Below are 24718 nucleotides of genomic sequence, written 5' to 3' on the forward strand. Positions count from 1 at the left end.
ACTAACTGATGCTTTTTACAGAAAGCATCCCAAAATCTAACTCCATACCGCCATCATTGTGATTGAACGGGTGTAACGTGATACATGATTAATCCTTTATGGTGAATGGTGCCGTTTTTTGACCACTCCCAAAGGAAGTTGCAGAAGAAAAACTTGGGCGAAAGGGATAAAGGCGTGGTAATCTTGCCGTTCTGCCCTTTTCAAATCACTTGTGCTTTGTTCTTTCACAATAAGAAAATTCTTGATACAATGGCAACAACTACTTACTAAAGGAAGTCTTAAATCATGAGAAAATTTTTGAAGCTATTCTTAACGGTTCTACCGTTTATTTATATGGGAGCTATTTGGTATATGTCTAGTCAACCTGATGATTTAATTCTCGATCTCCCAGCCTCTTCCGTCGATCGTTTCATCAAGGAAGCTCTTCATTTAGTTGAATTTGCGATTCTTTATCTACTGTTTGCTGCCGCTCTTTGTGCTCATAACAAATTAACCAGCTCCTGGAGCACCCTGGCTGCCATTATAGCGTGCTTATATGGTGTTTGTGATGAAATACACCAATCCTTCATACCTGTCCGCTCAGCAAGCCTAATTGATGTTGCCAAAGATGTAATTGGCGTATTAGCCGCCTATTTTCATGTGCGCTTTCACTATTTCAAGCATCATCGCGGGTTTCTTACAATTATTGAAAAATTAACGAAAAAGGCTGTCTCATAAGGATTGAATCCTTTTAATGAGACAGTCTTTTTTCTTTATCTAACAATGTTAATTTTTTGACTCATTACCGCTCATGTTTCATGAAAAATCGTCTGCCCACCAACACTGATTTTCTTAGTCTCATTTTTTAGCTGTGATCGTATTCAATATCGTGTCGGCAGGCTGAATGGTAACACCTTGGTAATAGTACTTCACGATTTCATCATATTTTTTCCCTTCCTTAGCCATTCCATCCGCACCGTACTGGCTCATTCCGACCCCATGGCCGAATCCTTTAGTCGTAATGACGATGTTCTCGCCTTTTCGCTCCCAGGTAAAGTCTGTTGATTTTAAGCCCAAGCTATTACGAACTACCGCTCCAGTTAGCTCTTTGCCTGCTATAACCGCCTTACTTACTCGGTGTCCTTTTGTACGAGCCTCCACTGTACCAATTTCATTTCCTGCTGGCAGTTTAACACCTAATTTTTTTTGAAAATCAGCTACGGATATTGTTTCATTATTATAAAACTTAGGTGATGATTTATCCCAAGGACTTGCCACACTTTTTAGATAAGGATAAGCACTTGTCCAAACATCTTCTGAATTCTCGGTATACCCATTGCTAGTTGAGAAGAAGGACGCTGTGATCGGTTTGCCATCATACGTTAAAATTTGCCCTTTTGTTGCATTTACTGCTTCTTTAATCTTCTTCATTTTCCACGAATAATCGGCCCCCCACGACTTCTTTAGCTCATCATCATTTCGATAAACCTGATGCGATTCTGTATCTGTCACATCTGCTCCTTTTGATACACCAACCGCATTCTTGGCAAGCAATAGGTTCACAATATACGTCCTTGCCGCCAGTGACTGGGCTTTCAATGCTTCTAATTCGAAATCGGCATACATTTCCGATGCCACCACACCGACAACATACGATTCGATCGGCACTGTTTGAACCTCTTCTTGAGCAGATCGATACACAGCTACATTGACACCTGGCAAATCTGTCGTTTCAACACTTTCTATTGGTTGTTCTACCGTTTCTGATAATTTGCCAGCCTTTTCATCTTTTGAAAATAGAAGCACAAGTACTGCGGGAATCATAAGTGTGACAAATGCTACCGCTAAGAATAGTACGATAATCGGTTTGAATGCTCTCAATACTCCTGGGCCTCCCTTTGTATGCTCTAAAGGGGAATGAGCAGAAATGAGTCCTCTAACATCTTATCCCGGTTTAACAGGCTGTAATATCTCCACGTTCACAGTCTGGCAAGAAGATTAATATAGCTTATGCGGTGATAAACAGCCTGTAAAACCCCGATTGGTTCAACTAACCATCAGTGGGAACTTACATCCCACTGATAGAAGTTTCACTTTATCTTTCGAATGGAAGATCCCTACATTCCTGCGCCCCTTCTCTCATGACAAATATATGGATTTGGACAAGCAATTATGACCGTTATTTTGAAACTACCTCGGTGTGCCAATTGCTAATTCATGAAACGATAATACTCCGATTTTCTAGGCCTCCACTTACGGAGCTGCAAGTAACTTTGACATTTGATGCTTGGTTTTGTTCTTTCTGGGATTTGTCCAATTCTGGTGGGTAATTCGTTCAACTTGGTGAAGAAATCGGTAAAGGTGGATAGGAAAATATTATTAAATGAGGAAAATCAAAATCTGAGGTATAATCTCTTAGCTTTGTTTAGAAAATTTGATAATTTATCCAAACTTAGTTACAAGCATGAAATGACAAAAAGGCAGCTGGATTTCATATTCGAATCCAGCTGCCTTTATCAATTATGCATTCAAATCGGCTGCAATATTTTTAATTTCAGTTGTATGCTCGTCGTTTACACGTTCTACATCTGCACCTAGAGCTGCTAATTTACCGTGGAAATCTACATAACCGCGATCAAGATGCTTTAGTTCCATTACACGTGTTACCCCTTCAGCTACCAATCCTGTCAAAACAAGAGCCGCTGCAGCACGTAAATCGGTAGCCGCTACTTCTGCTCCTTGAAGATTGGATGGTCCATTTATGATGACCGATCTTCCTTCAATTTTGACATTTGCATTCATACGACGAAATTCTTCAACATGCATAAAGCGATTTTCGAATACTGTTTCTGTAATCATGCTTGTTCCCTTAGCTTGCAACAACAATGCCATCATTTGTGATTGCATGTCAGTTGGGAATCCTGGGTGAGGCATCGTTTTAATATCGATAGCCTTTAAAGTGTCTGGGCCAATTACACGCAAACCTTCATATTCTTCGTAAATTTCAACACCCATTTCTTCCATTTTTGCTATCAAAGAAGTGAGATGCTCTGGTACTGCTCCTTTGACAAGGACATTACCACCCGTAATTGCAGCAGCTACCATAAATGTACCAGCTTCAACGCGGTCTGGAATGATTGAATGTTCAGCACCGTATAACTTTTCTACACCTTCGATTTTCAGTGTACCTGTTCCTGCACCTTTAACCTTTGCTCCCATTTTATTTAGGAAATTAGCAAGGTCTACAATTTCTGGTTCTTTGGCAACGTTTTCGAGCACAGTGGTGCCTTTTGCAAGTGTTGCAGCCATCATAATATTCTCTGTTGCACCTACACTTGGGAAATCAAGATATACTCTTGCACCCTTGAGTCGGCCATTCACTTCTGCTTCAATAAAGCCATTTCCAACTTTCACTTTCGCACCCATCGCTTCAAAGCCTTTTAGATGCTGATCAATAGGACGTGAACCGATTGCGCATCCACCAGGTAATGCTACACGAGCACGCCCATTTCTTGCTAGTAAAGAACCCATAACCAATACAGAAGCACGCATTTTTCGAACATATTCGAACGGCGCTTCATCTAATAGCCCTCTAGATGCATCTACAGTAACTTCATTATTATCAAAGGCAACCTCTGCATTCAAGTTGCGCAATACTTCATTAATTGTATATACATCGGAGAGCGTTGGAACGTCCTTAATAATACTTTTTCCTTCACTAGCCAACAGTGTTGCGGCGATAACCGGCAAAACGGCATTTTTTGCTCCCTCTACTTTAACAGTTCCGCTAAGCTTTCTACCGCCGCGGACGATGATTTTTTCCAAGAGTATTCCCCTCCGCGTCCAATTTCTCTATATTAATATTCAAATGTAATGATGGGTGTGCCAACTACAAAAGTTGTTTTTTCGCCCAATCCATCTGTTCTTAAAGCAATTTGCAAATTCAAAGATTCGTGTGTCAATGTTTCGGTAAACATGTTTGATTTTGCAGAAACAGAAATAAAATGAGGTTCCTTTATACTTTCCATTTCCTCGGCCTGAAATAAATCTAATAGCTTTATAGATTTTGAGGTTAAAACCGTATCAATATTATCATTGAATGTCCCTTTAATACAAGTGAAAGTTGCAGGTTTCCCTCGAAATATGACTTTTTTCCTGTCTTGGAAAGCCCCTTCAATAAAGGCTGAATAATCTGCATTCCAGCTATGGCCTTTAGCCTCATAAATCATATAGCTTACAATATGAGATTCTTCTTGAGTAGACATTAAATGAAGTGATTCTGTTAAATTTGTTTGTGGATCCACATATGTCGCAGTGGCTGTCCATTTCTCCTCTTCAGCTGTAGTTGTCCAGGTAAAGCCAGGAAATGTTCTTTGAAGTTTTTTTACTTCTTTATTGAAATCTTTCCTTGTATCAATCATTAAAGTTTTTTCACGTGCATATACAGACCAATCGCCTATTTCTATATTTATGTTCGATTCTAGCAGTCCAATTATTTTTTCTATATCTGACTTATTCTTAGCTACACTTGTACTATTCCCAAGGAAATTTAGTATCAAACCAAGAAATATGATGTATGTTAACGTTGTTTTCACTTTGAATCCCTCCCTTTTTACCATCTTTTCCGGTAGGGAGGTTTGACATACTTAAAATGTATCGCCAGTAATTGACAAAATCTTAAAACATCAGTGTTACTGATTAAACATATAAGGGAGTTGCTGCGAATAAAAGAGGTAATCTAAGAAGAAATTGCTTACAGCTGATCCAATTGCAACTGTCAAAAGTGTGTAAAGAACTCTTGCCTTCAGTACGGAGTTTGCTTTTAAAAGCCTCTCGAAATTTAAAGCTTGGAGAGCCCACCACGTTACGGCAATAAAAAACAGGTGTGAAACAATTCCAATCAGCGCCTGTTGGCTAAATGCTGAAAACATAAATAATCCTCCTTAAAAAAGCACCCGAACCCTATTATAGCACATAACTGTTCGGAACTTGGAATTTTAAAGGATATATGGCGAAAAACCTTCAAAAGATGCAAAGAAAAATAGCAATTATACAATCTTTCTTTATATCTTCTTTCTTTGGATAAAAGATTTTGGCTTTTTTAGAAAAAAACGTCACCGTTCCTCGGCTATAAAAGCTAGTTATTTTAGCATACCCTTATTAGTCAAGGAGTCACAGTAAAAACGGACACGCCTTGATTACATAATAAAGGGAGATAGAGCACCTAACTAAAACATATGATGTTATTCAAAAAAGGAAGGGGCTATCCCAAAGCGAAAGAATCAGCCCCCACATCTACTATATATCGTTTATATGACGTGTAAATGAAACTATAAACGGTAATAGAATGTGCGGTCAAAACCCTCTTGGGATAGCCTCTTATTAAGTATTATTTATTTTCTGCAATATTAATCCGGTTGACTGCACGTTTTAATGCTAATTCAGCTCGCTTTATATCGATTGAATCAGGCTTTTCCTGCAATCTCTTCTCTGCACGCTCTTTAGCTGATCGTGCCCGGACAAGATCGATAGTTTCAGCTCTTTCTGCAGATTGAGCAAGAATCGTAACCACATCTGGACGAACTTCCAAGAAGCCTCCATTAATGGCAATATAGTCTGTACCGCCTTCTTTTTTAAGACGGACAGCCGCTATATCAAGAGGAGCTACCATAGGAACATGGCCGGCCATGATTCCTAGTTCTCCGCTCTTTGCCTTTGCGCTTACCATTTCTACTTCTGCATCATATACTGGGCCATCGGGAGTAACAACACTGACTTTTATCGTCTTCATTTCATACCCTCCTCGGTCCCTTTATTACGCCATTTGCTTTGCTTTTTCAATAACTTCTTCAATTCGTCCTACTAAACGGAACGCATCTTCTGGAAGATCATCGTACTTACCTTCAAGGATTTCCTTGAAACCTTTGACCGTTTCTTTAACCGGTACGTAAGAACCTTTTTGTCCAGTGAATTGTTCTGCCACATGGAAGTTTTGAGACAAGAAGTTTTGAATTCTACGAGCACGGGCAACAACTAATTTCTCATCGTCGTTTAACTCATCCATACCCAAGATTGCAATGATATCTTGTAGTTCTTTATATTTTTGCAGTGTGGTTTGAACTTGACGTGCTATTGCATAATGCTCAGCGCCTACGATTTCAGGGCTAAGAGCACGTGAAGAAGAAGCCAATGGATCAACAGCTGGATAAATCCCCATTTCAGACAATTTACGCTCAAGGTTTGTTGTTGAATCTAAGTGGGCAAAAGTTGTTGCCGGAGCTGGATCCGTATAGTCATCCGCAGGTACATAGATCGCTTGAATCGATGTAACTGACCCTACGTTTGTTGAAGTGATACGCTCTTGTAATTGCCCCATTTCAGTTGCAAGTGTAGGTTGATAACCAACTGCTGAAGGCAGACGACCAAGAAGGGCGGAAACCTCAGAACCTGCTTGTGTGAAACGGAAAATGTTATCGATGAATAACAATACGTTTTGTCCTTGCTCATCACGGAAGTATTCAGCCATTGTCAAACCAGTTAAGGCAACACGCATACGTGCACCAGGTGGCTCATTCATTTGTCCGAATACCATAGCTGTTTTCTTAATTACGCCCGAGTCACTCATTTCGAAGTAAAGGTCATTTCCTTCACGAGTACGCTCACCAACACCTGCGAATACAGAAATACCGCCATGCTCTTGGGCAATGTTGTTAATAAGTTCTTGAATTAATACCGTTTTACCTACACCGGCACCACCAAATAGACCAATTTTCCCACCTTTAACATAAGGTGCAAGAAGATCTACTACTTTAATACCCGTCTCCAAAATTTCTACCTCTGTAGAAAGTTGGTCAAATGTAGGTGCTTGTCTATGGATTGGATCTCTACGTGCTTCTACAGGAATAGGTGCTTCAAGATCAATGTTTTCTCCTAATACGTTGAAAACACGTCCCAATGTCACATCTCCTACAGGTACGGAAATCGGAGCTCCTGTATCAACAGTCTCTGCCCCACGTGTCAATCCATCTGTGGAAGACATCGCAATTGTACGAACTGAATCATCACCTAAATGCAAGGCAACTTCAAGAGTTAAGCCAGTACCAGAAGATGTGTTTTCAATTCTTAACGCATTATAGATCTTAGGTAGCTGTCCGTTATCAAACTTCACGTCAACTACCGGACCCATAACTTGAGTAACGCGTCCAATATTCATCGTTTTCCCTCCTGTCATTACGTTTGACGACTATCTATGATTGTAGAACAGGTAGCAATCGTCTAGGCTTACCTGGCCCTTATATATATTTAAAAGTATATCATTTTCAAAGAGTCTTGATGTCTTGCTTCAGGCGCCGTCAGCTCGAAATCATAAGACAGCTCGTCATAAAAGTTAATGAACAACCTCCATGACGGTGCATCTTATATTTGTCGCCGATAAATGGGCGCCTTACGCTTAACTTGTTATTCTAATGCTGCGGCACCGCCGACAATTTCAGTAATCTCTTGCGTGATTGCTGCTTGACGCGCACGGTTATATTGCAATGATAAGGAATCGATAATCTCTTTCGCATTATCCGTTGCACTTTTCATTGCAGTCATACGTGCCGAGTGCTCACTCGCTTTCCCATCTAGCAAGGCTCCGTAAATCAAGCTTTCTGCATACTGAGGTAGCAAAACCTCAAGAATTGTTTCAGGATCCGGTTCATATTCATAAGAAGTTAACGAACCTGAAATTTCAATATCTGTCAGCGGCAGAATTTTCTTTTCTGTTACCTCTTGAGAGATGGCACTGACATAGTGATTGTAGTACATATATAACTCGTCACACAATTCATTTTGAAATAAATTCACTGTCGATTTTGCTATATCACTAATATCTGAAAACGATGGTTGGTCAGGCACTCCAATTACTTCAAGCTCCACATGCATTTTCCGACTGACAAAGAAATCACGGCCAACTCTTCCGATGGCAATAATGACATATTCATCGGATGATTTGTGACGTTGTTGAATCGTTTTAAAGACGTGACGAAGCACACTGCTGTTGTAAGCACCTGCCAAGCCTTTGTCCGCTGTAATGACAACGTAACCGGTTTTCTTAACAGGTCGAGTCATTAGTATCGGATGTGACGCGTCTGTACTTCCGCTAGCAATACTCATTACGACTTCCTGAATCTTCTCCATATAAGGAGCATACCTTCTCGCATTGGATTCAGCACGGTTCCATTTTGAAGCAGAAACCATTTGCATCGCTTTTGTAATTTGGCTAGTCTTTTTAGTCGAGTTAATACGTGACTTTATATCGCGTAAAGAGGCCATTCATTCTCACCACCCTTGTAAAATTTAATTAGGCCGATTATTCAGATGCTACAAAATTCTTTTTGAATTCGTTGATAGCAGCTACGATTGCATCCTCTTCAGGTAGGTTACCTGTCGTACGGATGTGGTCTAATAAACCAGAGTGAGAACGATCTAGGAATGAATAGTATCCCTCTTCAAAACGAAGAATGTCCTTTACAGGAATATCATCTAAATGTCCACGAGTTAGAGCAAACAGAATCATAACTTGCTTTTCAACTTTGATTGGCTTGTTAAGATCTTGTTTAAGTACCTCTACTGTACGTGCACCACGATTTAGTTTCGCTTGCGTTGATTTATCAAGGTCAGAACCGAATTGAGAGAATGCTTCCAACTCACGGTAAGAGGCAAGGTCAAGACGTAGTGTTCCAGCAACCTTCTTCATCGCTTTAATTTGAGCTGATCCACCAACACGGGATACAGAAAGACCTGCGTTAATCGCCGGGCGTACACCAGAGAAGAATAAATCAGACTGCAAGAAAATTTGTCCATCCGTAATAGAGATTACGTTTGTTGGGATATAAGCAGAAATATCGCCTGCTTGAGTTTCAACAAATGGAAGTGCAGTAATTGAACCAGCACCTAATGTATCGTTTAATTTAGCCGCACGCTCGAGTAAACGTGAGTGCAAGTAGAATACGTCTCCCGGGAATGCTTCACGACCTGGTGGACGGCGAAGTAGTAATGACAATTCACGATATGCAGATGCTTGTTTTGAAAGATCATCATATACAATTAACACATGCTTGCCTTGGAACATGAAATGCTCACCCATTGATACACCAGCATAAGGAGCCAAGTATAATAATGGAGCCGGTTGTGACGCAGATGCCGTTACAACGATTGTGTAATCTAACGCACCATGCTTACGGAATGTTTCGACTGTATTACGCACAGTCGATTCTTTTTGTCCGATTGCTACGTAGATACAAATCATATCTTGGTCAGATTGGTTCAAAATCGTATCAATTGCAACAGATGTTTTACCTGTTTGGCGGTCCCCGATAATTAACTCACGTTGTCCACGACCAATCGGAACAAGAGCGTCAATCGCTTTAATACCCGTTTGTAATGGTTCATGAACAGATTTACGGTCCATAACACCTGTAGCTGGGCTTTCGATTGGACGAGTATGAGTCGTATTGATTGGACCTAGTCCATCAACTGGTTGTCCTAATGGATTCACGACACGGCCAATTAATTCTTCACCTACTGGTACTTCCATAATCCGTCCTGTACGACGAACTTCACTGCCTTCTTGAATGTCTCTAAATGGTCCAAGAATAACGATACCCACGTTGTTCTCTTCAAGATTTTGAGATAACCCCATTGAACCGTTTGCGAATTCTACGAGCTCTCCTGCCATTACATTATCTAAACCGTGAACGCGTGCAATCCCGTCACCAACAGAGATGACAGTACCAACGTCGCTTACTTTAATTTCGGACTGATAGTTTTCAATTTGCGCCTTTATAAGCGCACTGATTTCTTCAGCTTTAATACTCATGAATTTCACCCCTAACTGTGAATATTAGCTTAATAGTTGTCTACTAAGGCGTTCAAGCTTCCCGTTAACACTGCCGTCAAAAATACGGTTGCCGATACGAAGTTTGATACCGCCAAGAATGCTGCTGTCAGCAATATTAGTAATTTTCAATGTGCGTTTTCCCACTTTGGCTGCGAATACGGAAGACACAGCTTCACTTTCGTTATCAGTCAGTGGACGAACTGTATATACTGTCGCTTCTGCTACTGATTTAGCTTCATTAGCCAGTTCAATAAATTCACACGCCATTTGTGCGATTGAATTCGTACGGTGACGTTCAATCATAATAAGAAGCGTATTTTGAACATGGGGAGAGACGCTAGAAAAAGATTGTGTAATTACATTTTTCTTTTCTTTAACTGAGATTTTAGGCTGCGTAAGGAAAGCTAAAAGTTCCTTGTCAGAGTTGAAGACCTCTCTGACGGCACGGAGCTCTCCCTCTAATTGATCAAGAAGGTTTTGCTCTTGTGCAATTTTGAAAAGAGCTCTCGAATATCGCTTTGCTACTGCAACATCGCTCATCGCTCTTCTCCTGCCTCTTGAATATAATGATTAATTAGTTTTTCTTGATCTGCTTCAGATAGTTCTTTTTCAATAACTTTAGAAGCAATTAAAACAGACAAGGAAGCGACTTGTTCGCGCAATGCAACGATAGCCTTTTCCCTTTCTTGAACGATTTCGCGTTTTGCTGATTCTTTCAGGCGTTCAGCTTCTGTACGTGCTTGAATGATAATATCTTCACGCTGAGTCTCACCTTGTTGTTTCGCGTTTTCAATCAGCTGAGTAGCTTCTACGCGAGATTGTTTCAATAGTTCACGTTGCTCTTCTAAATATTTGCTTGCTTCTAACCTACTTGCTTCTGCAGCATTAATTTCAGATGCAACATGTTCTTCACGTTGAGTCATGATGCCCATTAGAGGACCAAATGCATATTTTTTAAGCAAGAATAACAAGATGACAAACATGGCCAACTGGAACAAGGCATCTCCACCGTTAAACTTGCTTATAGATAATCCCAATACTAAACCGCTTGTTAACACGCTTGGTTCACTCCCTTCACGAGTTTCACTTATAATAAGGATGTCTTTAAAAGAGTCATACCTTAACTTGAGACAGCCATTTTTATTGTTTCAAAGTATTTTCTTCAGCTGCTTGACGCATACTGAATATGAACATAAAGGAAAGGCGAAGGTTCACATGAAACGAACTTCGCCATTTTTGAACTTTTTAATGGTTCTATTATTGACCTAATACCATGAACGCGATAACTACAGCAATGATCGGCATTGCCTCTACTAGACCTACACCGATAAACATTGTAGTTTGAAGCATTCCACGAGCTTCTGGTTGACGAGCGATACCTTCTACTGTTCTTGAAACGATTAGACCGTTACCAATACCTGCACCTAGTGCTGCTAAACCGATTGCTATTGCTGCTGCAAGAAGACCTACTGAACCTACCATTATTAATTTCCTCCTCGAGATATATAATTTTGCAAATTAGTTCTTAATGAACTTATAATTAATGGTCTGAACTGACTTTATGAGACAGATAAACCATTGTTAACGTAACGAAAATAAACGATTGAATTGCGCCTACGAAAATACTATATCCTTGCCATACCAATGTAGGTATGATGGCTCCAATAAAACCTAAAGGTCCGCTAAAAGCAAGCGTACCTGCTAATAAGCCTAGTAATACTTCACCAGCAAAGATATTACCATACAAACGTAAACCGAGTGTCAAAGTATTTGAAAACTCTTCGATTAATGACATTGGATTTTTGTATGCTTTCAAGTATCCTTTGAAGCCTTTCATTTGTATACCATAAAAATGTGATAAACTTAGAACCAAAACTGCTAAAGTCAAAGTTACAACAGGATCAGCGGTTGGTGATTTCCACCAAAGCTCATGATCATACGAGATCGCAAATGGAAGACCAAGCATATTCGATACGAATAAATACATAATCAACGTCATTCCAAGTAGTTGGAAGCGGCCGCCTGTTTTCCAGTCCATGGAGCTGTTAATCATATTCTTAACGAAATCCATGACCCACTCCATAAAATTCTGCATACCAGTTGGTTTCATTGCAAGTTTACGAGAGCCAACTGTAGCAATAATGAACACAATAGCACTTGCTACAGTTATCATTAAAACATTACTCAAGTTAAAGGTTAAGCCTAAAAATTCTTGCGTTGGTGCCCCATGATTCAACTATATTCACCTCTCTTCCCCACTACTGACGTTTTAAGTGGATAAAAAAATCTATAATAATGACAAGATAAGCTGTCATCAATCCCAGTACTACACTAATCAAATGGAAATATTCTGGATATTTCAACGCGATAATAACGGCCAAACCGGCTGAAGCAAATCTGGTCATTGTGCCGAGAGATTTAACCTTTCCTCCCTCAGTTATTGCTTGATCAAACTTTTTCATTTTTTGATTTACTAGCCACAAATTGTACAAACTCAAGCTAGTTCCTAGCAAAAGCCCTCCAAACACAGTTTGGTAATTTGTAAATCCCCAGCCTAATACAAAAACTGCCAAGAGATAGACCATGTATTTACTCTGCCTTTTAAAAACGATGTTTATTTCTGGCATCTTTTTGTTAATCTCCTGAGAAAATTTTTCTTGCTGTTTGGAGCATCGCAAAAGTATTTATTGCATGTCCAGTGAGAAGACCGATTGTTAAAAATTACGGCTTGGTGTCAGGCGTTCGGTTCGGCATCCTCTTAATGAAATGCCCATATACAACGAACCGACATATTGTGAAAGAATCGCTGACGTTAATGCCATTGCCTTATATGGCTGCGATTTTTGACGCATATTGTGCATCCTTGCGGTCGAAATTTGTGGAGGATGTGAATAATATTCCGATAGAAAAAGACAAAAAAACCGCCCTGAGACTCTGAAACCCCTACCATTTACACCCTTAGTTAGCATACAATAGCCTAACAGGTTATGTCAATGTATGGTTCGTGGATTTTGTCACAGAACGGTAATAGTTAACGAATTGTTCACATTTTTATTAAACCTTTTTGTTGACTTTTGTCAAACCTCCTTTTTTCACTCAATTATGATGGTCGTTTCAATTTGGTCTTCCTTCCCAAATTTCCTCGCGAAGATAATTGCTGTATAAATTCCCACCCTCGGAAGTTTATCTTTAGATAATTCCTTCTTTAGTAAACCCTGCGGTACATGTTTAGCCCAATCCAAATATCCCACAAAGCGAAAATCATCTGGATCATAAAGTGCAATTCCCACTTCATCTGCACCACGAGGCAAATACATTTCATACCGATACATTCCTTCTTGATCACCCGCGCTGAATTCAAAACCCATTACTCTTGGATAGTTTGGTTCCTCCTTCACATAGAGAAACGGAAGACTGATTTCCTTCACTCCTTCAACCAGTGTTAAGAAACCATCATAAATTCCCCTTTTCATAAGTGTCGGGTTTATTTGTAATCCTAAATGAACTTGTTTCTTCTCCCCAGGATTAACGGAGAATGACACTGGCAAATCCCAGGTAATTCCCATCTCTTTCATAGGAATCTGAAATGAGTAATTTTTCTTCTCCTTGCTAGTGTTTTCAATGACGAGCTCCTCTTCATGTTCATGAATCCCTTCTTTCTTTGTAAACATCCCAAATGAAAGGGAACTTGGGTAAAGAAGTGTATCTGCCTTTAAAGCTTGATCAATTTGTAGCCGCCCTGCCCCTTGCTCGAATGTACGATACAACTTCCCCTTCTTATCCAACAATGGTTTAGACGTACTCATTAGAGCAGACTTCACTTGATCCGGTGTCCATTCCGGATGTGCCTGTAGGATAAGCGCACTTGCTCCAGATACATGCGGAGCAGCCATGCTTGTTCCCTGCATCTCTAAATAGCCTGAAGGAATTGTACTATTAATCGCCACTCCCGGCGCTAATAGATCCGGCTTAATATTCCAACTTACTGTAACCGGACCCCTTGAACTGAAATCCGCTAACTGATCTTGTTCCTTCTTATATATGAACTGCACATTCCGCTGCTTAGAGCGAATTTGTCGTTTTGCCATCTCTCCAGATTTTTTTGATATAGAGACAACTGGAATATCCAAGCCTTTTGTCACACTACCAATAAAATTCCCCTCTGTATTATTAAAAATAATAACAGCAACGGCTCCTGATTCTTTGGCATTGATTACTTTCTCAGTAAATGATATACCCCCTCTCTCTATCAGAGCTACTTTCCCTTTCACTTGCTTTAGATCATCTACCCTTCCTTTCCCCCCATTCATTAATTCTTGTGTGAAATGTAGCTCCCATGGTTCCGACCCTTGCATAGGCATTAATTGAATCATTTTTTTCCTCGCTCCTAGCCCTACTTTCATATACGGGACAATCATTGGAGGTGTCGATGCTCCAACAGAAATTGCTTTCTCTGCAGTGCCTGGTGAACCAACAGTCCAGACCGCTGGACCTGAGTTTCCATTTGAAGTAACCGCGACGATACCGCTTTCAACCGCTTTATTTAACGCAATTGAGATGGGTAAATCAGGGCCATTTACATCATTCCCAAGTGATAAATTAAGCACATCCACCTTATCTTCAATCGCTGCTTCAATTGCTCCCAATACTTGTTCAGTATTGCCAGTCCCCCCTGGACCAAGCGCACGGTATGCGATCACTTCAGCTTCCGGGGCTACACCTTTCATTTTTCCATTAGCTGCGATAATTCCTGCTACATGCGTACCATGTATGGTCGATTGGTCACCCTGTCCTTTCGTTTCCATCGGATCCCGATCTCCATCGACTAAATCGCGCCCCCCCTTATACACTTTTCGTAGATCAGGATGTGTGTAATCAATACCAGTATCAATAATTCCAACCGTTACACCTTTTCCGGTGATTCTCTGTTTTTTGCCGTCAAAAAAAGACCTCGCTTGATCGGCCCCAATAAAAGGTATGCTTGAATCGGCTTGAACACGATAAACTGACACTTCTGATATCGCAGAAATGGCATACTCCTTTTTCAGTTGCATAATCTCTTCCATTTTACCTTTAACAGAAAAACCCACGATAGCGTGTTTGTATATTTTCCTGAGCTGAAGCGATGGATGTTTTATCGAAATTGTCTGAATATCAATAGTAGATATAGGTTTTTCCAACAGCACAATCGCTGTCGTATTTTTGGATTCAACTTGTTTTGGCAAAGGCGGTAGCTGTGTTGCCGCTACCGACGTTACACTTGCACAAAGAAAGATGAGCATAATTAGTAAAGAAAAATACTTTTTCAGCAAAAGCGACACCCCTTTCACTTATGGTTTCACTTAAGCTCAAGTCTATGCATATGAGGGAAATCCTTTTTTTAATGGCAGAAGGTTTCGGATTCAAAATCAAAAAAAGATCTGTTCCCGAAACTACTATACACAATGAACATTTCATCCTGTATATAGAGTTCAAGATCAGACCTTTTTAGAATGCTAATTATTCCCCCGGCACAAATGTTGCCGGAGCTTTGTCAGTTTGTTTGAAATAAAAACGAATAGCTTCTGCAATCCTTGCTGATGTGTGCCCATCACCATAAGGGTTGTGAGCTTTCGCCATTTGTTGATAGGCTTCTTTATTCGTTAACAGTTCCGTCGCTAGATTATAGATCGTTTCTTCATCTGTTCCAGCAAGCTTAAGCGTACCTGCTTCAATTCCCTCAGGACGTTCCGTTGTGTCCCGCAAAACTAGAACTGGAACACCTAGTGAAGGAGCTTCTTCTTGGACTCCACCTGAATCAGTCATAATCAAATATGACTTCGCCGCGAAGTTATGGAAATCAAATACATCTAAAGGTTCAATTAAATGAATGCGCGGGTCGTTACCAAGAACTTCAGCCGCTAATTCTCTAACAACTGGATTTAAATGTACTGGGTAGATTACCTGTACATCATCATGCTCATCAATAAGCCGCTTAATTGCACGGAACATATTGCGCATTGGTTCACCTAGATTTTCACGACGGTGAGCCGTTAGTAAAATAAGACGATTATCCCCAATTTCATCTAAAACAGGATGAGAATATGTCTCTTTTACTGTTGTTTTTAGTGCATCAATAGCTGTATTTCCTGTAATGAAGATAAATTCATCACTTTTTCCTTCATTTGTTAAATTCTCAGCTGCCTTTGCAGTTGGAGAAAAGTGCAAGTCCGCAATCACCCCTGTAAGCTGACGATTTGCCTCTTCAGGAAATGGTGAATATTTATTCCATGTCCGCAACCCAGCTTCCACGTGACCAACTGGTATTTGATTATAAAAAGCAGCTAAGCTCGCCACAAATGTTGTTGTCGTGTCACCGTGTACTAAAACGATATCTGGCTTCACTTCCCTCATCACTCCATCAAGACCCTCAAGACCCCTTGTAGTTACGTCGATGAGTGTTTGGCGATCCTTCATAATATTCAAATCGTGATCTGGTTGAATCGAGAAAATTTCCAGTACTTGGTCAAGCATTTGGCGATGCTGTGCCGTAACCGTCACAATCGATTCAAAATGCTCCGGTTGATTTTGTAATTCAAGAACTAACGGAGCCATCTTGATCGCTTCAGGCCTTGTACCAAAAATTGTCATAACCTTAATCGGTTTCGACATGACTACCACCTCGTTTTATCTTATTTTGTTCCGAACAATCGATCTCCAGCATCTCCAAGTCCAGGAACGATATAGCCATGGTCATTTAACTTCTCATCAAGACCTGCAATGTAAATATCTACATCCGGATGTGCTTCCTTCAATAATTCCACACCTTCAGGAGCTGCAATTAAACACATGAATTTAATATTAACGGCTCCACGCTTCTTAATAGACGTAATCGCTTCAATTGCAGATCCCCCTGTTGCAAGCATTGGATCGACAACTATACATTCTCTTTCAGCCAAATCACTTGGAAGCTTCACATAATATTCTACTGGTTTCAGCGTTTCAGGATCTCGGTATAAACCAACATGCCCTACTTTAGCAGCTGGAATTAAGTTCAGAATACCATCCACCATGCCGATGCCAGCTCGTAAAATAGGAATAATTCCAAGTTTTTTCCCTGACAGCACTTTTACTTTTGCCTTGCTAACTGGCGTTTCAATTTCTACTTCTTTTAGTGGCATATCTCTCGTAATTTCAAATGCCATTAAAGTAGCAACCTCGTCTACAAGCTCACGAAATTCCTTCGTTCCTGTTTTAACATCACGTATAAAAGCCAACTTGTGTTGAATGAGTGGATGATCGAATACGTATACCTTTGCCATTAAAGGTTCTCTCCATTTCTATTTCTGGATTTTTTCCTGTACCTTTTTAAAAGATAAGGAAATATTAGGTTTTATCAAATTGTGATAGTTTACCATTTACCTACCTCGCTCAATTATATAGATTACTGCGCAAAGGACTGGTGACGGTTTTCTTATTGCCGGTAGGTCATTCCGACAAAAACACACTTCTAACCATTTTACAGAAAAATATATCTAACTTCAATTAGGAATAAAGAAATCATGAACTCTCATATTTAAAAATCGAGATATTTATTAACATGTTCTGCGAATGAGTTCTTTATCCTTTATAAATGTAGTACGATTTTATCAGATGTTTTGGACCTCAAAAATAGGATGCCCCATAAGTAAAGGGTCAGACCCAGCAACTACTGCATACAGTTTAAATGAAGTGTAAGTAACACCATAAACCGTACGTGAGTGCTAGGTCAGACCCTTTGAGACATCCCTTTATTGATTATAGAGATGGATATAAAGTATATTTTCCAGAAAGAGCTTCTACTCGTTGTTTAGCTTCTTCCAGTTTTGCTTGGTCATCTACATTTTTCAGAACCAATCCAATAATTGAAGCAATTTCATCCATGTCTTCTAAACTAAATCCACGAGAAGTCACTGCTGCAGTCCCAATTCGAACTCCACTTGTTACAAATGGGCTTTCAGGATCGAATGGAATCGCGTTTTTATTTACTGTGATCCCAATATCATCTAATGCCTTTTCAGCCACTTTACCCGTTAGTCCAACAGAACGTACATCAATCAATAGTAAATGATTATCTGTTCCATCTGACACTAGCTGGATTCCTTCTTTTTTCAAAGCCCCACCAAGACGTTGTGCATTATCAATGATTTGCTTTGCATACTTCTTAAAATCATCTTGTAGTGCTTCACCAAAAGCAACAGCTTTGGCCGCAATCACATGCATTAATGGACCACCTTGAATTCCAGGGAAGATGGATTTATCAATCTTTTTTGCAAATTCTTCTTTACAAAGAATCATCCCGCCACGAGGCCCGCGTAATGTTTTATGAGTAGTTGTGGTAACAAAATCAGCGTACGGAACCGGACTTTCATGTAATCCAGCTGCAACTAACCCTGCGATATGTGCCATATCGACCATTAAATACGCACCAACTTCATCAGCAATTTCTCTGAAGCGTTTGAAATCAATAGCACGCGGGTAGGCGCTTGCTCCAGCGACGATCAACTTAGGCTTATGCTGACGTGCCTTTTCAAGTACATCTTCATAATTAAGCAAATGATCTTCTTCATGCACTCCATACTCAACAAAGTTATATTGAACACCACTAAAGTTCACAGGGCTTCCGTGCGTTAAATGTCCACCATGAGAAAGATTCATACCAAGAACCGTATCTCCAGGCTCAAGAATCGTGAAATAAACAGCCATATTCGCTTGTGCTCCAGAATGTGGCTGAACATTTGCATGTTCGGCACCAAAGATTTCTTTCGCGCGGTCACGAGCTAAATCTTCGACAACGTCCACATATTCACATCCACCATAGTAGCGTTTACCCGGGTACCCTTCTGCATATTTATTCGTTAATACAGATCCTTGGGCTTCCATGACAGCTTCACTTACAAAGTTCTCTGAAGCAATTAATTCAATCTTGCTTCTTTGGCGACCCAACTCTTCTTGAATAGCTTTAAAAACCTGCTCATCTTGATTCGCTAACCGGTTCATTGTAATCCTCCTCTTAATGCGTGATTGTCAGTATGTATCGTAGATTAATGCTGAGACCTAATCTACCGAACTACTATTTTAAAAATTTTCTCTTTCATTTTACCATGTTCAATAAGTGAACGGTAGTGTAACTATTAAACTTTATCGAACATTGTCATTAATTTTCCTTTAATCGTTCGTATAACGGACCGATCCAATAATAAAAGCACTCCTCTATATTGATAAGAGAAGCGCTTTACTAAAATCACGAACAACTTTGGTTTTCTGAAGTATTATTATATACAGCGCGTTCACCACCAATAAGTTTTGCTCGAGTTTTAGCCAGTGTAACATGTGCATTTCCAATTTCTTTTACAGAGGAGCGAATCGGAACTACGACGTGTTTAAGATGCATTCCGATAAAGGTATCTCCAATATCAATACCCGCATCTGCCTGAATATACTCAACAACCACAGGATTTGCTAGTTGCTGATACGCAGCTGTAGCCATTGCTCCTCCAGCTTTTCTAATAGGGACTACTGATACTTCCTCATATCTTCTTAAATCTGCATACTCTCTATCTAAAACGAGTGCTCTATTTAGATGCTCACAGCATTGAAAGGCAAGTTGGACTCCTGTTCGTTTCTGAAATACCTGCAATTCAGCGAAAAGCATATTCGCTACATCCAACGTACCTTCTGTCCCAATCCGTTTGCCGACAACTTCACTTGTGCTACAACCAATGACAAGCAATTGCTTTTCTGTCAAGCCTACCTCTTGTTGAAATTCAGCAAGCAAGATTCTGAATTGGCTTCTGATCAACTCTAATTCTTCATGTGCCATGAAATACTCTCCCTTTCAGAATTATCCGTTTTTACTCTCATACTCAGAAATTTTTCCAATTCGATTCGCATGACGACCATCTTCGAATTCTTCCGTCAACCACACTTGAGCAATTTCCCGGGCAAGCCCTGGACCAATGACACGTTCTCCCATCGCAAGCATATTGCTGTCATTGTGTTGACGAGTCAACTTTGCACTATAGACGTCATGTACAAGTGCACAACGAACACCTTTTACCTTATTTGCAGCAATGCTCATGCCAATTCCGGTTCCACAAATCAAAATGCCTTTATCATATTCTCCATTTGCTACCTTTTCCGCAACAGGAAGTGCGTAATCCGGGTAATCTACAGATGTTTGACACCCACATCCAAAATCATCATATGGAATGTCAAGCTCGTCCATTAATTTTTTTATTTCTTCACGGATTACCATTCCGCCGTGGTCTGATGTGATTGCTACCTTCATTGGAATCCTCCCCAGGCTTTTTTATTTTTATTGTGTCATAAATGAAGGAAAAGATAAAGGTAACGAAGGGTCAGGTTCCATAATTATTATTTACCGTTTACATGAAGTGTAAATAATACTATAACAGTGGGTAGAGTACGAGGTCAGACCCTTGCTCCCGAAAAAGAAGGGTCCGTTAGCGAAGGGGGGAAACTAATAATCATTATTTACCATACGTTTGTTGTTATCCGCCAATCTTTTTAATTAGCCCTTCGATTAGTGCCTGAAGCTCAACGAAGGTTTCCTCGTACATTTCTCGTGAACCGCCGTATGGATCGAAAACATCGCTATTATTTGGGTCATCGAACACAAATCCTTTCAATGTAAAGGTCTTAGCCGAAGATTGTGGATATGAAGCGGCTATTATAGATTTATGTCCCTCCGTCATTGTGAAAATATGTGTAGCCCAATCAATTTCAGCTTTTGTTAAAAGAGTGGAAGAATGATTCTGTTGGATATTTTGAGCAGATAAAATATTTTTTGCATGATATGAAGCCGGATCGCCTAATGAAGCATATATACCAGCCGACTTCACTTCTATTCCAGACAATTTCTTTGCTCTTAGTATCGCTTCCGCTATAGGACTTCTGCATGTATTTCCCGTACAAACAAATAATACTCGAATCATTAAGTCAACCTCCTTCATTTCCGTTATAGTGAACCATTCTCTGATTCTACCATCTCGTTTCTATATTCATTACCTACGATAAAAGTACCATTTTATCCAGTTATATGCCAATGATAATTCGAACGATATTTTGACATTTTAAGTGATGTATCAATATTTTTTGCAAGCAATCTTATACAACATGCCTTCTTATGGTTAGTATCAGAAGAGGAAACGAAAAAAAAAGCCAGATTCCAAAAACTCTCTGACTTCGGCTCGTTCATTCGTGATTAAAAGGATAGCAAAAGCTTTAAACCAAAAGCACATAAAATGCTACCGCCCAGCACTTCACTGTAAACTCCGAGCCAACCTTGAATTTTCCTTCCTGTTAGCAGACCCAGCCAGGTAAGCAGGGTAGCTGCAATTCCAAAACAAAGAATAGTCAACAGTGTTTTCGCGCCATAAATCCCCAGAGTCAGACCAACAGAAAAACTGTCAAGGCTCACACTAACAGCAAAAATGAACAACCCCTTCCCTACCGGGGCAAGGAGAGGAACATCTCCTCCTCGTATTCCTGATATACACATTTGAGTTCCGAGAACGATAAGTAAAATTCCGCCAGCGTAAACAGCAAACACACCAAAATGTCCCGAAATAAACCGGCCAGCTGTCATACCTGCTAGAGGCATCCATATATGAAAAAAGCCTACTGTCAAACCAATGAACAAGATTTGTTTGAGCCTTAGCTTGAACATCCCCATCCCAAGCCCGACAGAAAAGGCGTCCATTCCTAATGCGAATGCCATAAGCATTAAAGTTACCAGCTCTCCCGTAACTACACTCACTTTCCCTACCCCCTCGGACGTGCCTACTTCATGTTATGCATGTCCAAGAGAAAATAGAATAAGAAAAGCGAAAGTGCCACAAGTCCTGTTCAAGTCTTTACTTTTCCTTGATTAGCTGATGTCCTGCTGCTTTATGCAACCGGTTCATAATAGCTTGACCAATACCTGTTTCTGGATACACTTCTGCCAAAATAATATCGACATCGAGATCATTAAATGTCCGTAATGTATCATATAACCTCGCCGCAACTGATTGTAAATTTGCCAAAGAACCCGAACGAACGAGATAATCTGATTGATAATCATCCGCGTGCTCTTCTGGCACCATCACCGCGACCTTCTTGCCTTCTGCTTTATACTGATCCACTATCTGTTGGAAAAACTCCCGACTGCCCTCAATTAAAATGAGCGGTGCATTCGGCGCATAATGGGTATACTTCATTCCAGGCGACTTCGGTGTAACTGCTTGATTTTTAAGCGCTGCATCTTCCTTAATAGGACCAATAACCGCTTCAAGTGCTTCTTTTGTCACACCACCAGGCCGAAGAATTACAGGTACCGATACAGTACAATCAAGAACGGTTGATTCAACTCCTACTCCTGTGGGGCCACCATCGACTATTCCAGCAATCTTTCCGTTTAAGTCATCTGAAACGTGTTTTGCAGTTGTTGGGCTCGGTTTTCCTGACGTATTAGCACTTGGAGCTGCAATCGGCACACCACTCGCACGGATTAATTCAAGTGCAACGGGATGATCCGGCATTCTAACCCCTACAGTTCGCAAACCCGCCGTCACACTAGTTGATAAAACTCCTTCTTTTTTTTCAAGTATGAGTGTGAGTGGGCCCGGCCAGAATTCATTTATTAAGGTTTTCGCTAATTTAGGAATTTCCACTGTAATTTCATTTAACTGTTCCATTGACGCAACATGAACGATTAACGGATTATCATTAGGACGACCTTTCGCTCCAAATATTTTCCTAACCGCTTCATCACTTTTGGCATTCCCTCCTAATCCATAAACGGTCTCAGTTGGGAAAGCAACAACCTCATTTTCAGCAAGTAAATGAGCTGCCTCTATTAACTGTGGATAACCTTTTTTCTTATCCACACTTTTATCCACTATCCACAAATTAGTTTCCATCATTAACACCTTCACCTTTTTTACATTATGTTCTATTTCTTTTAAAAAAAATCTTATTATTTCACCCTTTATCAAAAAAGTTACTTCGAAAGTATAAAAGATAGCTGTAAATAAAACAAGTGTTATCCACAAAATGTGGATAACACTTGTTTATTTGTGAATAACTTTGTGGGTATGTTAATGAATTCAAAGAATTTTCTGCATAAACCACCGATTTTCCTGTTGAATTAACTTTTCCACATGTGGAGAACTTTTTATCCCTTGTGCTATATTCTCTTTTCTTTCAAAACCAAACGCTTCAAAAAATGCAAGTGAGCTTTGTTTCTCTGTCACAAGATAGATCGACGATAATTCACGACTTTTAGCTACAAGCACCATATATTGAACGAGCTCTGAAATTTTTTCAGCAGGAAAAGCAGGTGAAATCACAAAGGATCGCAGCAACCCGGAATTTTCAACGGGGATTAATCCAATGGTTCCTATAATTTCACCTTCATCGTCTTTAGCGACTACAAAGTATTGATATTGCTTCTGCAAATCCACTTCTCCAACATTAGCTTCCGACAAAAACCGTGCCAATTCCGGAATGTCCATTTCACTCACTTGATAGAATGTTGCCATACGAATCGCTCCTCTAGTTTTTTTTACTAGGTATATGATAGAAACGCTAAACTAGAACTGCGATTAAGAACAAAATCACAAGCGACTTGAACAACCTAATGACTAACACAAGACGAGTACCCTCAATTTTGAGTGGTTTCTCCCTAGCAAAAGAAAGACCGCAGCGGCAATTTTATTGGCAATGCTGGTTAAGTTAAAGATGCTCTATTCCCTATCCCTTCATCCAAACAGTCAAAATAATTGAGAGAATAGCTCTGCAAAAAATGATTTTACGATAATCGGTTCTTCTTCTTGACCATTGTAGATTGAGTCCTGCTTTACAGCTACTTGAACTTGTTGTGAGACAGGCTGCTCCTGCAATTCTTTATTATCATCTAGAAGACTCCGTGATTCCTCTTTATCCTCAATAGAATTCTGTAACCCTTCTTTCTTTTCAACAAGACTATGCTCTTCTACTTTCTCCTCAATAGGACTATACTCTTCTTTTTTCTCTTCAATAGGACTCTGTGCTTCTTTTTTCTCTTCAACAGGCCTCTTCTGTGTTTCTTCTTTCTCCTCAATAGGTGTCTGTACTTCTTCTTTCTCTTCAATAGGTTTCTGTACTTCTACTTCCTTCTCTTCAAAAGGTGTCTGACTTACTGCAGTTCCATTTGAAAAATCAAGAAAACATAGGGGAGGAAATAATACGCACCACCAATTGGCCCCTTCACCTGCTCCAATTGTAATGACAATCGCCTCATATTCGCCTGCCGGATATAAATATTGGCCGTACAGCTTTGTTGGAAATTCAGCTTGACCGAATTTAACCGTGACCGCCTGATTCAAACCTTTTTCAGCTATGATTCTTTCTGCGATCTTCTGGATCTGTGGAATATTAGAGGTAATGATTGTTCTTGCTTCATCTAAGGATGTTAAATCTTCAACCCATGTTGTTATCTCCTTATTCACTTCATCTCGTATATGTCGTTTGACTACTTGATCTACCTCTAAATCACTATTAGCAAGAATCCTTAACCTAATTGCTTCATCAGGTATCATCTCAGTTGCTTCAACTGTCGCCTCCACTTTCGGCATATATAAACTTACGATTGTTCCAATCGTTAAAATTAATAGATAGATAAGTGCTAAATTTTTTCTCATCTTGATCCTCTCCCCTCACAAAAATAGTGTCGCCAGAAAGAGAGTGTTTTAAACTATATATCTAGAAAAAAATAAAGTATCGATTATCCTAATAATTTTAGAAGTTTAATAGAATCATTTATAATATAGAAAAAGACCAGTTTATCCACCG

Annotated in this window: 26 protein-coding genes; 1 reads left to right on the forward strand and 25 read right to left on the reverse strand. The window is 39.9% G+C overall.

Annotation, left to right across the window (positions count from 1 at the left end; translation table 11 throughout):
• Positions 1–285 precede the first annotated feature (285 nt).
• Positions 286–717, forward strand: a complete 432-nt coding sequence (locus AC625_RS22490; protein ID WP_049683305.1) for a VanZ family protein — start codon at positions 286–288, stop codon at positions 715–717.
• Positions 718–837: 120 nt separating this feature from the next.
• Here AC625_RS22490 and spoIID read toward each other — a convergent pair whose 3' ends face one another.
• The 25 genes from spoIID to spoIIR all read right to left on the reverse strand — a co-directional run bounded on the left by spoIID (position 838) and on the right by spoIIR (position 24567).
• Entirely contained in the window at positions 838–1860 is a 1023-nt protein-coding gene (gene spoIID, locus AC625_RS22495) for a stage II sporulation protein D (protein WP_049683306.1), read from the reverse strand.
• 639 nt (positions 1861–2499) lie between these two features.
• Positions 2500–3804, reverse strand: coding sequence for a UDP-N-acetylglucosamine 1-carboxyvinyltransferase (murA, locus tag AC625_RS22500; protein WP_049683307.1), 1305 nt, complete (start codon positions 3802–3804; stop codon positions 2500–2502).
• A gap of 32 nt (positions 3805–3836) precedes the next feature.
• Entirely contained in the window at positions 3837–4574 is a 738-nt protein-coding gene (locus AC625_RS22505; RefSeq protein WP_049683308.1) for a YwmB family TATA-box binding protein, read from the reverse strand.
• A gap of 96 nt (positions 4575–4670) precedes the next feature.
• A complete protein-coding gene (locus tag AC625_RS22510; RefSeq protein ID WP_049683309.1) occupies positions 4671–4910 on the reverse strand; it encodes a DUF1146 family protein in 240 nt (79 codons plus the stop codon).
• 458 nt (positions 4911–5368) lie between these two features.
• A complete protein-coding gene (locus AC625_RS22515; RefSeq protein ID WP_049683310.1) occupies positions 5369–5770 on the reverse strand; it encodes a F0F1 ATP synthase subunit epsilon in 402 nt (133 codons plus the stop codon).
• A 24-nt stretch (positions 5771–5794) separates the two neighbouring features.
• Complete coding sequence (atpD, locus tag AC625_RS22520) at positions 5795–7192, reverse strand: F0F1 ATP synthase subunit beta (RefSeq protein WP_049683311.1); 1398 nt, start codon at positions 7190–7192, stop codon at positions 5795–5797.
• Between the two features lie 245 nt (positions 7193–7437).
• Positions 7438–8295: an ATP synthase F1 subunit gamma gene (atpG, locus tag AC625_RS22525; RefSeq protein ID WP_049683312.1), complete on the reverse strand. Its 858-nt coding sequence runs from the start codon at positions 8293–8295 to the stop codon at positions 7438–7440.
• A 37-nt stretch (positions 8296–8332) separates the two neighbouring features.
• The gene (gene atpA / locus AC625_RS22530) at positions 8333–9841 is read right to left on the reverse strand and encodes a F0F1 ATP synthase subunit alpha (RefSeq protein WP_049683313.1); all 1509 of its coding nucleotides are present in this window, start codon (positions 9839–9841) and stop codon (positions 8333–8335) included.
• 24 nt (positions 9842–9865) lie between these two features.
• On the reverse strand, positions 9866–10402 hold the full coding sequence (locus AC625_RS22535) for a F0F1 ATP synthase subunit delta (protein ID WP_049683314.1): 537 nt from the start codon (positions 10400–10402) through the stop codon (positions 9866–9868).
• Positions 10399–10920 (reverse strand): F0F1 ATP synthase subunit B, encoded by a 522-nt coding sequence (gene atpF / locus AC625_RS22540; protein WP_049683315.1) that lies wholly within the window; start codon positions 10918–10920, stop codon positions 10399–10401. The genes AC625_RS22535 and atpF overlap by 4 nt, the downstream gene beginning before the upstream one ends.
• A 199-nt stretch (positions 10921–11119) precedes the next feature.
• The gene (gene atpE, locus AC625_RS22545; RefSeq protein ID WP_028393442.1) at positions 11120–11344 is read right to left on the reverse strand and encodes a F0F1 ATP synthase subunit C; all 225 of its coding nucleotides are present in this window, start codon (positions 11342–11344) and stop codon (positions 11120–11122) included.
• 58 nt (positions 11345–11402) lie between these two features.
• Entirely contained in the window at positions 11403–12098 is a 696-nt protein-coding gene (gene atpB, locus AC625_RS22550) for a F0F1 ATP synthase subunit A (protein ID WP_049683316.1), read from the reverse strand.
• Between the two features lie 22 nt (positions 12099–12120).
• A complete protein-coding gene (locus AC625_RS22555; RefSeq protein ID WP_049683317.1) occupies positions 12121–12489 on the reverse strand; it encodes an ATP synthase subunit I in 369 nt (122 codons plus the stop codon).
• Between the two features lie 87 nt (positions 12490–12576).
• Positions 12577–12714 carry a hypothetical protein gene (locus AC625_RS27075; protein ID WP_156187621.1) on the reverse strand — a complete coding sequence of 46 codons (138 nt, stop codon included), beginning with the start codon at positions 12712–12714 and terminating at the stop codon, positions 12577–12579.
• A 240-nt stretch (positions 12715–12954) separates the two neighbouring features.
• Positions 12955–15174 (reverse strand): S8 family serine peptidase, encoded by a 2220-nt coding sequence (locus tag AC625_RS22560; RefSeq protein WP_425415468.1) that lies wholly within the window; start codon positions 15172–15174, stop codon positions 12955–12957.
• Positions 15175–15361: 187 nt separating this feature from the next.
• Entirely contained in the window at positions 15362–16513 is a 1152-nt protein-coding gene (gene wecB / locus AC625_RS22565) for a non-hydrolyzing UDP-N-acetylglucosamine 2-epimerase (protein ID WP_049683318.1), read from the reverse strand.
• 20 nt (positions 16514–16533) lie between these two features.
• A complete protein-coding gene (gene upp / locus AC625_RS22570; RefSeq protein ID WP_049683319.1) occupies positions 16534–17163 on the reverse strand; it encodes a uracil phosphoribosyltransferase in 630 nt (209 codons plus the stop codon).
• A 475-nt stretch (positions 17164–17638) separates the two neighbouring features.
• On the reverse strand, positions 17639–18880 hold the full coding sequence (locus AC625_RS22575) for a serine hydroxymethyltransferase (RefSeq protein WP_049683320.1): 1242 nt from the start codon (positions 18878–18880) through the stop codon (positions 17639–17641).
• 244 nt (positions 18881–19124) lie between these two features.
• Positions 19125–19703, reverse strand: coding sequence for a TIGR01440 family protein (locus AC625_RS22580; RefSeq protein ID WP_049683321.1), 579 nt, complete (start codon positions 19701–19703; stop codon positions 19125–19127).
• 21 nt (positions 19704–19724) lie between these two features.
• Entirely contained in the window at positions 19725–20171 is a 447-nt protein-coding gene (gene rpiB, locus AC625_RS22585; RefSeq protein WP_049683322.1) for a ribose 5-phosphate isomerase B, read from the reverse strand.
• Positions 20172–20394: 223 nt separating this feature from the next.
• Positions 20395–20838: a low molecular weight protein arginine phosphatase gene (locus AC625_RS22590; protein ID WP_049683323.1), complete on the reverse strand. Its 444-nt coding sequence runs from the start codon at positions 20836–20838 to the stop codon at positions 20395–20397.
• 269 nt (positions 20839–21107) lie between these two features.
• Positions 21108–21662, reverse strand: a complete 555-nt coding sequence (locus AC625_RS22595) for a manganese efflux pump MntP (protein ID WP_049683324.1) — start codon at positions 21660–21662, stop codon at positions 21108–21110.
• Between the two features lie 97 nt (positions 21663–21759).
• Positions 21760–22806 carry an L-threonylcarbamoyladenylate synthase gene (locus AC625_RS22600; protein WP_049683885.1) on the reverse strand — a complete coding sequence of 349 codons (1047 nt, stop codon included), beginning with the start codon at positions 22804–22806 and terminating at the stop codon, positions 21760–21762.
• A 186-nt stretch (positions 22807–22992) separates the two neighbouring features.
• Positions 22993–23427: a GNAT family N-acetyltransferase gene (locus AC625_RS22605; protein WP_049683325.1), complete on the reverse strand. Its 435-nt coding sequence runs from the start codon at positions 23425–23427 to the stop codon at positions 22993–22995.
• 231 nt (positions 23428–23658) lie between these two features.
• The gene (spoIIR, locus tag AC625_RS22610) at positions 23659–24567 is read right to left on the reverse strand and encodes a stage II sporulation protein R (RefSeq protein ID WP_082191212.1); all 909 of its coding nucleotides are present in this window, start codon (positions 24565–24567) and stop codon (positions 23659–23661) included.
• Positions 24568–24718: the final 151 nt, after the last annotated feature.

The sequence above is a fragment of the Peribacillus loiseleuriae genome, from assembly GCF_001183985.1.
Taxonomy (GTDB): domain Bacteria; phylum Bacillota; class Bacilli; order Bacillales; family DSM-1321; genus Peribacillus; species Peribacillus loiseleuriae.